Source organism: Dialister sp. (genome assembly GCF_036343215.1).
Lineage (GTDB): Bacteria > Bacillota > Negativicutes > Veillonellales > Dialisteraceae > Dialister.
On sequence record NZ_JAZASU010000058.1, the window covers coordinates 1 to 10,665 of the forward strand.

The window sequence follows — 10,665 nt, forward strand, 5'->3', positions numbered from 1 at the left end:
AGAAATAGGTCCTTGGGATCCAGTAAAATATCCCCTCCCAGGAGGGTGCCGTATAAATGAAGAATGCCCCGGAAGGTCATTGATACTGTGAGTTCCATGAATATCAACCCTCCTTCATGGGGTAGAAATGAAGAATGCCCCGGAAGGGCATTGATACATATGGGCAGGCCGTAGCGGTCTGACATCCGGCAGAGTAGAAATGAAGAATGCCCCGGAAGGGCATTGATACCTGTGTTGGTTCTTGTGACTACCTGTGTGTCACCTGTAGAAATGAAGAATGCCCCGGAAGGGCATTGATACTCACATAACCTATCCGCAAAACGGTCAAGCTGCTCCGTAGAAATGAAGAATGCCCCGGAAGGGCATTGATACAGCTCCAGCCGTTCATTAAGGATACGCCAGAAGACGTAGAAATGAAGAATGCCCCGAAAGGAAATTAATACTCTGGCCAGCTCTTGACTGGATTGATCGGAGTGGATTTTTCAGAAAATTCCCCTGCCTACACAGGGACAAATAGGCTATAATGTTGCTCAGTTAGGTATGAGACTAGGCAAAAGCCTGAAGACATATTCATTTCTGAAAACAGGGGGATTTTCAGATGGAATCGGTCGGAATCACGTATCTACAATTAACCTTTGTAATTAAAATGAGAGAAGCGTGCACTTTGCCCAGAGCAAAGGCCTCAATGCTGCGCGGCGGCATTGGGGATATACTTCTGAAGAAATACTGCCTGAAAAATGGAGCCTGCGAGGACTGCAGCTATCATGAGGACTGCCTTGTGCAAAGAATCATGTATTCGTCCTTCGCGAAGGCTCCTTCTTTTATGGGTGAAAATGCCTCTTTGGGCTACGTCGTGTTCTGCGATGACTATCGGGAAGCGTTTGGCCCGGATGATGAGATGAGCTTCGACATCATCCTTTTTGGACGGGAGACAGCCTATGTTGGTGTGTTGGCCGACGCAGTGATGGCTTTGGCCGAAACGGGGCTATCCGACAGGCTTAATAAATTTGACCTGGTTCAGATACTTGGGAGGACAGGCCATGATATCCGGGAATCGGACGGGTATCTGGATCCGGAAGAATGCGAGAGCCGGTTGCTGGATGATTACATAGAACATCGGTTGGAGAGGTTTGAGCACGTCAATGCTGAAAGCTGTCTAAAGCTTGAATTCAAGAACGAAACGACGCTGAAAGACAGAAAGCGGGAACTGACAGAGTTTGAATTGGAACCTTTCTTGCGGGCTTTGCTTCTCCGGATCAACCTGATGCGGCAATATCAGCTGGGCACTTCGGAGGGGGTTGAGCTCTGGGAGCCGCCGGAACCGGTCCCCGTTTTAATTTCTCAAGAATCAAAACCGATGTCCGTGCCAAGGTATTCCGGTCGGAAGCAGCAGAAAATGCATCTGAAGGGAATAAAGGGGCAGATGGTTCTTAAAAATGTTTCAGGCCACTGGCTGCGGCTGTTGCTGGCCGGTGAGATATTACATGTAGGAAAGAATACAAGCTTCGGTTTTGGGAAGTATTTAGTGAAAACAGAGGAGGATGAGTAGATGAGTAAGTTCAAATGTGAGGTTACTCTGCAGCAGGTAACGCCAATGATCCATTTTCAGGCGGAAGACTATGGCGCCTGCCTGCGGGCCACAGATGTGAAACCCAGACTGGACAAATATCTGTCAGAACGTGAAGACATAAAAAGTGCCTGGTACATTGATCAAGAGAAAAAGGGCGCATTAGACTATCGGGTATGTTTTTCCATCGGAGAACATCCTAAGGCTTACAGGTCTAATGAAAAAAACAAAAACATAAAAAATCTTGGACCACAAGTTGTTTTTCCAGAATATTTTCAGGATGAATATATTGAGCTTCCCAAAGCATATTTTGGCAATATGACTTCAAAAAAGGATGCGCATGAAAAGTATTTAGATTACTTGAATATCTATAGGGAAGCTGTCCTGTTTGAGACTGAAATATTAATGACAATCTTTTCAGAACATTCGGATTTGCTAGAGATTATTCGCAATAATATTGAAGATTTCTTTTTGGTAAACAATTTTGGGACCCGATCAGACAAAGGCTTGGGGAGCTTCTATGTATCAAAAGTCGATGACAAGGATATGACACCTTCGGTAGAAAAAATAAAAAATGTCGTGAGACGTGATGTGTACAAGATTTCACTGAAGCCTGAATTGCAGTTGACAGATGTGGGAATTTTTTCAAGAACCTACAAAGACAAAAAAGGGAAAACCAGGTACGAGAAGAATTGCCTTGATATAATCAATAGCATGTACTCAAACATGAAAAGTGGACATAGTATTCCAAAACCGCCTGTAACTGGTTATTTGCTGGAAGAATATTATTCAGGAAAAAGAAATGACAGAGATTTTGTAAAAGACGTTGTTTTTGATGGAGGGAAGCAGGGTGATTCCTATCAATATTTTCGGGTGTATCTTGGTCTCTGTGATCATATGGATTTCTTGAAAGGCAAATATGAAGGAAGGTGCGTGAAAGTTACTGCTGTAAACAGGACCACGCATGAAGAAATTATTGACGAAAGGAAAAAGATAGACAGAATACCTTCACCGATTTTGTTCAAGGTGATTCCAAATGAGATTGTCGTTATTCCAGAATATGACCTTTCTGAGGAGATTAAAAGGAGAGTTCAAAATATATCCTTCAAATTCGTTGAGAATGCAGAAGGTGCTGAACCTTTTTACCTGGAGGCGCCGGCGGACTTTTCAATAGATAAATTTTTCAAAGAGTTTGTGAAGGATCAGAATCATAGTGAAATTTTTGTAAGCAAGGACATTAAGAACGTAAAATTAACAAAAGAAAAGTACAAGGCTGAGGGAGGGCATAAATGAATTATTACGGAATGACAGTCGGCCCGATCGTGGAAACGATCTCCGGCACTTCAAAACCGGCGGGCCTTTGGATGGCCAGTTACTTCTTCTCGACGGTAACCCGGGATTTGTGTGCCCGGTTCGCCGAGGAACCTGGCGTTACGATTGTTTCTCCTTTTTTTTCAAAGGAAGATAGCGCCAAGAGGGACGGTGTCGGTCGGTACAATGACCGGATCATTCTGCAGGTGGAGGAAGAAGGAGATTTCACTTTCGAAAAGAAGCTGCAGGGAATTATTGAAGAGGTAAAGGAAGAAAAAGGCAAGACGGTCGCAGCTTGCAATGATAAGGTTCCGCAGGATGAAATCGCTGAATATGTAAAGGACTACATATACGTCCAGTATATCTGCATCCCGGAAAGCGGTATTGAGAACAACAACGTGTTGGCATCGGTTTCTTCCAAGCTGGACGCTTTGGAACTGATGCAGCCGACGCCTGCAGATTTTGACCGCCAGTATCTGCAGGAGATCCTGGTTGATAACAAGAAAATAAAGGAATATGAAGAGTTTACGGGAGCAAAGAGATTTTTGGAGGGCGATGACGGGCAGGTAAAAGACATTCTGGATATTGCAGAATACCGGGATCGTCAGAGTTCACTGAAATTCAGAAATTATTTTGCCATCGTCTATGCAGACGGGGACCATATGGGCACGGTTGTTAAAAGGTTAGCGAAAGACGATCTGAAACAGTCCATTGATGCGCAGAGGGATTTTTCAAAAAAATGCCTGGACTATACGGCCGGAAGTGCAGAGCTGATCGCCCGTTTTGGCGGTGTTCCCGTCTACGCCGGCGGCGATGACCTGCTTTTTCTGGCTCCGCTGGTCGGAAAGGAAGGAGAATCCGTTTTTCATCTCTGTGATGAAATTTCGGTCCAGTTTAACGAGATCTTCAGCCGGGAGCGAGAGGAACTGAAAGAAAAAGGGCCGTCCCTTTCCTATGGAATCAGCATCAATTATTACAAGTTTCCGCTTTATGAAGCAGTGGATGATGCCAGAAGGCTGCTTTTTGCTGAGGCAAAAGGCGGCGGAGAAAGGAGAATCTATAGCAGCCTGGCTGTCCGGTTGCGCAAAGCCAGTGGTCAGTCCGAAGAATTCGTCCTGAAACAGGGCGGAGCACTGGAAACAAAGCTGGAAAGCCTGCTGGCGAACAGATTCCTGAACCCTGCAAAGCATGCAGAAGATGAGAACAAAAAGGCACACGGAACCATCTTTACGATTGAACGCTTCTCGTCGTTCATAGATCAGCTTTGGGACAAGTCACAGACGCAGATCACGGATGCCAATAGAAAAGATGTATTTGGGAACTTCTTCGATAACGTACATCAGACAGATGTAAAAGACTGGATCACGGAAGTCCTGGCTTTAGGGGATGCGGCTGATAAAGATCAGAAAGACGGAAATCTGCGGATCAAAGAGGGAAGCGGAGGAGCATCCGTTTCCGGAACAATAGCTGCAATGCTACGGCTCTGCAAATTTTTCGTTGAAAAGAAGGGAGAAGAAGACTGATGAGTACCTTTCTTTTGAAGTTTCGCCCTTTGGAGCCCTATTTCTACGGTGAAGAGAAGAATATGGGGTTTGATAACATGGCGAAAGGTCCCGGGAAAGTCCTGACAAATGTCTATTTTATCAAATCCGGCAACCTGCCTTCCCCGGCAACCCTGGTGGGCGCTGTCCGCTATCTCGCTCTGAAGCAGACGGTAGGTCTTACCTCAGACGGCGTTCATCTTACGGAAGAACAGAAAGCTGCTATAGGTGAGAGCAGTTTTAATCTCCTTGCGGAGGGGCGGCAGGAGTTCGGGAAAATAAAGAGTCTGGGCCCGGTTCATCTTTGCAAGGGCGATACAGAATACTTTAAAGTTCCTTATTTTCTGCATGAAACAGACGCTCCCGGTGTTGCATCCTATCGGATGGAAAAGGCCGGAGAGAGGATGCACCGCGACGTTTATCTCCCGGCAGACTATGACGGGAAAGAAGGCCTGATCAGCGCTTATATTTCCGCAGATGATCAGAAAGACCTGGTTCACAGTTCAGATCTTTTCAGCCCGGTCATCAAGACCAGAATCTTAAAAGATAAAAAGAAGGATAACCAGAAAGACGCCTTTTTCAAGAAGGAGTATCGGCTGCTGGCGGAAGGATACAGCTTCTGCTGTGAGGCGGAGATCGACGGATGGAAGCCGAAGGAAGATATCGTATATATAGGACAGGATAAATCTTCCTTTGCTTTCACGGCGGTTGAGAAAGAAGAAGCCGGTATTGCAAAGAACAATCTTGAAAATCTCTGTGAAGAGAAGGCGGATGTCCCGGAAGGATTAATAGCAGCGGTAGCTCTGTCGGATATCTATTTCCGGCAGCCGTATGAAACGGCAGTGGATTTTGCCATTGCATCTTTCCGGAATTTCCGTTTTATGACGTCTGATCATACCGGCACAGGGCAAAGCTATTACGCCCGGCTGAAGAAAAGCAGCCTGTACCACCTTGCAGAGGCAGGAAGTACCTTCTATCTGGCAAAAGATCAGTTACAGGCTTTTCAGTCGCTTTTCAACCCGGATCTTTCCAGTGTGGGGATGAATACGTTTATTTATATTGAAGGGAGAAATCATTCATGAACGCTATCGTATATGAGATGAAGTGCCTTACCAATCTTCACGCAGGCAGCGGCGAGGCCAATTACAGCATTATTGATAATGAGGTCCAGAGGGATCCGGTGACGGGCTATCCCACAATCTTTTCCTCAGGCATCAAAGGTGCCATCCGGGAGTATTTCAAGCGGCACGGGCTTTCCGAATCCTGCTCGGACTATATCGATATGTTCGGTTCAGAGCAGGGTGACGTGCAGAATGAGAAGAAGGCCGGGACAAAGCCGGGGTATCTGAAGTTTACCCAGGCGCATCTCTACGCATTTCCTAAACGCGCGGAAGATGGAGACGCAGCTTATAGGATGACGACAACAAAAACCGCAGAGAAAGAACTGGCAGATTTTCTTTCCGTCTTAGGCGCAAAGGAAGACAAAAAACCGTGTGAGGCTGCGATTGCAGGAGAAGAGGATTTCCGGAAATTGATGAAGCACCTTCCGGTTACGGCGCGAAACCAGCTGAAGAAGGGAATCAGCCAGAACCTCTGGTATGAAGAGATCGTTCCCCACGAAACGGTGTTCTGGTTCGCTGTTCTATATGATGGCGGGGCAAAGACCGATGTCCTTACTTCCTTTGACAGCAGCCTGCTGACAGATGGGAAGGCAGTGATCCAATTCGGCGCAGACGCTTCCATCGGTGATGGCATCTGCCTTGTAAAGAAATTCTGTGAAGTAAAGGACTGATCTCCGGAGGTGCATATGAATTCGAAGGAACGGATAGAAGAGCTGATTCTTCCGGCTAGCGCTGCCATTCAGGATACTTTTACAGACGAATGTAAAGGCGGGAAAGCGATTGATTCTCAGGCACGCAGCAAGATGTCAGCCTTTGGCGCATCCGTGATCATGGGCTCGCTGAAAGCCACCATTATGAATTATTGCGATGATGAGGCAGAGGATTCCGTAATCAATAAAAAGCTGATGGATTGCCTTTGGCTGCTTCTGCAAGAAAAGAAATATTTTTCCCCCGACTTCAGCAATGCTGACCTGGGCGGTGCAGAGGGAGCAAAAGCCCTGAAGAAGTTTGTGATGGAGAAGGCTGATTCTGCGGACAAATATGAAGAGGACATTTTGACAGCGGCGACGGCGATAAAAATGGCGTTGAACCTCTTCCCTTTAGAGAAGGCAGGTGATAACAAGTGAATGCAAATTACATCTATAATGTCCAGTACTCTGAAGAAGCGGCAGCAATTGCCTATGCGGAAAGGAATAATAGTGCAGAAGCGAAGGGAATGTCTGAAAAAAATCAGACATATCTTTCAAATATCAATGCTGCAATTGCAGGCGCTGTCATTCAGCAGGGCAAGCAGAAGGACGAAGGTCTTGATTTTACACGTGTCCGTATGAAAACCTCTTATCCCGGCGTGTTGATCGGAACAGGCAGTGCCCATGAAACCGGAGCAAAGAACGAAATGCTTCTGGGTTTCACGCTGGACTACGTGACAGGAATCCCTTATCTTCCTGGCAGTTCCCTCAAGGGCCTTCTGCGGAGCGCATTCAAATTTGGAGACAGCAAGGAGAGTGAAACAGAATATATCCAGGAAACACTAGCTGCAATAACCGGGAAAGATGTCAGAAAAAAGAATATAGAAGATCTTGAGACGGCTCTTTTTGCTGATCCGGACAATGAAATCGTGTTTTTGGATTCCTTCATTCAGGGAATGACTGCAGACGCAGGGGAAAATGCCGCTTATATGGGCATTGACTATATTACACCGCACAAGGGTGATCCTTTGAAAAACCCCATTCCTCTTCCGCTTCTCCGGATCAATCCGAACGTCGTCTTTGATTTCCGCTTCCATCTGCAGGATGTGAAGATCAAAGATGGCCCTGTCTATCCGGCAGAAACAATTCAAAAACTATTTACGGAGATATTGAAAGACTTTGGCATTGGAGCGAAGACGCATGTCGGGTACGGTATGTTGGAAGATTACAGAGGAGAGATAAGTACGCCTGCCTGCCATCCGGCAGATACACGGCCCGCACAGCCCGCACCTAATACACATCCAGCAAATCAGGCACCTGTTCACCATAGAGAGGTGCCTCATACGCCTGCCCGGCAGGGAACAGTGCATACAGGACTGCAGGATTTGTCTGAGGGCAGTATAGTCACAGGTACGATTTCATCGATTACAGATTTCGGGTTATTTATTGATCTGGGAAATCATAAAAGAGGAATGGTTCATATCTCCCAGGCTGCAAATCATTATGTAAATAACCTTCACGACGAATTTGAAGTAGGCCAGACAGTACAGGCTCGTGTGATTAAGCCGAAGAAGCCGGATCAGATTGCATTAAGTATCAAACAGTTGTAAGGGCAGAGGCGGGATATGCTGAAAGAATTTGATCTCTGGCTCGACGAGAGCGGTACTTTTACAAACGAAAGAGCAACGGTGAGTGAGGGGAAGAACCCCTCCCTTATCGGTGGTTGGCTGATTCCCCATGATAAATACAAAGAAAATGCTTTTGCGGACATGGTAGTGGAGTCGAAAGCCAGCGAAGGCTATCATTCGGCCGGGTTGACCTCCAGCCAGAAAAACGAAGAAGTGATTCCAAATCTTGTCCGGATGCACGACGAATTCGGCGGCCGTCTTTTCTTTATTGAAAACCGCGAGGTCAGACAGTATGGCGGGAACCGGGAGCTTTACCTGTCGATGATGGCCTATGGCCTTCTGCACCTGCTTCAGGAGCTGAATGCAGAGTACGAAAGCGTCCATCTCTATGTCACCATCGCCAGGAGGGTTGAGAAAATCAACGGGACAGATTCTGTTATATCCGATGAGGAATATAAGAAGCGTCTGAACTCCTGCATCCGCATGGAGAAAGCGGCGGGGCATATTGTCCTCGACGAAAATACCCAGATGGAATTCCATGTGGATTCCGCCCGCACCAATACGAAGCTGAAGATGGCAGACTACGCCTGCAATGCCGAGCTTACGATCAGCTCCGGCATGTTTAACGACGCCTCCCGCATCAGTTATTTTCAGATACGGAAGGATGCCCTGGTCTATTCGTTTGTAGAGGACTATGAAGAGAACCGGATCCGCCAGTACCTGACGCAGGACAATATCAGTGACGCCCTGACAACAGCCATTTTCAGCCGCAAAAAAGGCTTATTAAAGAAAATGCTGCCCCTGATCATCAATCGCCTGGTGAATTTCGGCTACCGTGGAGCAAGGGTACAGCTGGATCAGTGCATCCGTGAATTTACGACGGATGCCTATATGGAGGACGATTTCGAAGAAGGGGAGCGGATCCTGAAAAATCTTTTGAACACCGTGATCCCTGCGATGGTTCAGAAAAATCTTCCTTGTGAGAAACTGCATTTTGCGGCGGAACTTCATCTGACAGACATGTATCTCCGCGAAGGCGACCTCTGCTCAGCCATGGAAGAAATAAAAAATGCGGAGACGGCGCAAAAGAAGCTCCCGGACAGCCTTGAAAACATCCTGACCTATTATCAGCTGATGGAGAAGCTGGCCCTCTGCCAGATTGATACCTTTCAGTTTAAGGAAGCTTATAAACAGATGGGGAGGGCATCCAAAGCATTTGAAGAGATTCTGCAGGCATTGGAGCTTTCGGACATCGTTCACAAGCGTTATCCGAACATGATCTCCGAATATTATGGCGATGCCCTGTGCATGAAGATCTATGCAGGAATGCTTGAACAGCATGAAAAGCCTAAGCTGTATGAGGAACTGACGGCAGATTCAGATGTTGCCCTGCTTCAGTACGGTCCCCACGAGGGGGAGTTGGAGAGACACCGGCAATACAGGGCTTTTATTGAAGCCCAGGCGGGGAATATATATGAGGCATGCATTTGGCTCTTTATGATTGAACTGCCTGATGTAGACAGTTCCTGGCTGAAAAAGAAGCAGGAAATCACAGTGGAGATCTGCCTGGCCTTTCTCAATAAAGTGAATACAGGAGAAATTCAGGCTTCGAGGCTCTATTATCTCATGTATTACACCCGGATCATGTATGAAGCCTTTGTCGCGAAAGATCCGCTGGCAGTTGTTCTGCTGCAGGCTCTGCTTGCCTCCAATATGGAGCTGGAACCGGAGCAGATGAAAGACCATCTGCATATCAATGCCCGGGGCAAGAAACTTCATGCGCTTGTTATAGACAGTATCAGTCAGGTTGCTGAACCGGATACCAGGATCGAATACCATCCCAGTGAATCCATCTACTGGCGCACCGCCTACTGCCTGTATCAGGCTGACCAGAAGCAGCTCGCAGAGGCGATGTACGAAAAGGCAGTAAATATCTGCTTTCAACACAAGGAATATCTTCAGTTGATGGTTACTGGACTCGGGATTCAGGCGGAGCGCTTGTCTCTGCTATATAAAGAAGGCGGGAAAGGTGCTGAAAAGAAGGCGGCTGCTATAAGGAAAAAGTTGTCTAAAGAGATTGAATCGGTAAATAAAGCAGCATCTGCCGGCGAGTTCCCGGCAATTCAAGCGACCACAAAGGAACTGGCTGAAGAAATCAGGGACGAAAAGAATTGCAATTGGAGAAAACTGTGGAAGACTTCAAGAATGATTTCTTTCTGAAAGACAAGGGTTATTTTGTCATAGACTGCGAAACGGACGGCCTCTACGGTCCATTTCTTACAGCAGCAGTTATTGTTACGGATCCGAAGCTGAACGTCACCGGTAGATATTACTACGGGGCATCCGAGACAATCACAAAAGCAGAAAATCCCTGGGTGCTTGAACATGTGATACCGATTCTGGGAGACTATGAAGACTGCCGGACGGAAGCAGGACTTTATGAAAAAGTCTGGAATCTGTGGCTCGAATGCCGGACGGACCACTATGCAGTTGCCGATGTGAATTTTCCGGTTGAAAACCGTTTTTTCACCGAATGCGTGAAGATGGACCGTCCGGCCAGTGAGCAGCTGGCCCCGTTTCCTTTTCTGGATCTTTCCGGTTTTTTGTTCCAGAGAGGTATTGATCCGCTGGCCCCCCGCCTGGAGCTTTCCGGAATGGAAGAGGGCAGTCAGCATAACGCCCTATTTGATGTCGAGATGACTATTGCAATAATGAAGAATCTTCGGGAGAACAAGCTATGAGGATGACGGACGCTGACTATAAGGCCAAGAGTATTCACATCTTTGCCTGGCCATTTACCTGGAGTGG

Annotated in this window: 9 protein-coding genes and 1 CRISPR repeat array; all 9 genes read left to right on the top strand. The window is 46.9% G+C overall.

Annotated features, from left to right (window positions below; translation table 11 throughout):
- Positions 1 to 50: 50 nt before the first annotated feature.
- Positions 51 to 443: direct repeats of the CRISPR family, unit length 36 nt; unit sequence GTAGAAATGAAGAATGCCCCGGAAGGGCATTGATAC.
- 155 nt (positions 444 to 598) lie between these two features.
- The 9 genes from cas6 to VZT47_RS07615 all read left to right on the top strand — a co-directional run bounded on the left by cas6 (position 599) and on the right by VZT47_RS07615 (position 10,598).
- Entirely contained in the window at positions 599 to 1,549 is a 951-nt protein-coding gene (gene cas6, locus VZT47_RS07575) for a CRISPR system precrRNA processing endoribonuclease RAMP protein Cas6 (RefSeq protein ID WP_330224365.1), read from the top strand.
- Complete coding sequence (locus VZT47_RS07580) at positions 1,550 to 2,860, top strand: hypothetical protein (protein WP_330224366.1); 1,311 nt, start codon at positions 1,550 to 1,552, stop codon at positions 2,858 to 2,860.
- Positions 2,857 to 4,401 carry a type III-B CRISPR-associated protein Cas10/Cmr2 gene (gene cas10, locus VZT47_RS07585; RefSeq protein ID WP_330224367.1) on the top strand — a complete coding sequence of 515 codons (1,545 nt, stop codon included), beginning with the start codon at positions 2,857 to 2,859 and terminating at the stop codon, positions 4,399 to 4,401. Before VZT47_RS07580 ends, cas10 begins: the two co-directional genes overlap by 4 nt.
- Positions 4,401 to 5,501: a type III-B CRISPR module-associated Cmr3 family protein gene (locus VZT47_RS07590; protein WP_330224368.1), complete on the top strand. Its 1,101-nt coding sequence runs from the start codon at positions 4,401 to 4,403 to the stop codon at positions 5,499 to 5,501. Before cas10 ends, VZT47_RS07590 begins: the two co-directional genes overlap by 1 nt.
- Complete coding sequence (locus VZT47_RS07595; protein WP_330224369.1) at positions 5,498 to 6,211, top strand: RAMP superfamily CRISPR-associated protein; 714 nt, start codon at positions 5,498 to 5,500, stop codon at positions 6,209 to 6,211. Before VZT47_RS07590 ends, VZT47_RS07595 begins: the two co-directional genes overlap by 4 nt.
- A 15-nt stretch (positions 6,212 to 6,226) precedes the next feature.
- On the top strand, positions 6,227 to 6,667 hold the full coding sequence (locus VZT47_RS07600; protein WP_330224370.1) for a hypothetical protein: 441 nt from the start codon (positions 6,227 to 6,229) through the stop codon (positions 6,665 to 6,667).
- Positions 6,668 to 6,756: 89 nt separating this feature from the next.
- Positions 6,757 to 7,839 (top strand): type III-B CRISPR module RAMP protein Cmr6, encoded by a 1,083-nt coding sequence (gene cmr6, locus VZT47_RS07605; RefSeq protein WP_330224371.1) that lies wholly within the window; start codon positions 6,757 to 6,759, stop codon positions 7,837 to 7,839.
- Between the two features lie 15 nt (positions 7,840 to 7,854).
- Positions 7,855 to 10,077 (top strand): hypothetical protein, encoded by a 2,223-nt coding sequence (locus VZT47_RS07610; RefSeq protein ID WP_330224372.1) that lies wholly within the window; start codon positions 7,855 to 7,857, stop codon positions 10,075 to 10,077.
- Complete coding sequence (locus VZT47_RS07615; protein WP_330224373.1) at positions 10,047 to 10,598, top strand: hypothetical protein; 552 nt, start codon at positions 10,047 to 10,049, stop codon at positions 10,596 to 10,598. The genes VZT47_RS07610 and VZT47_RS07615 overlap by 31 nt, the downstream gene beginning before the upstream one ends.
- Positions 10,599 to 10,665 lie beyond the last annotated feature (67 nt).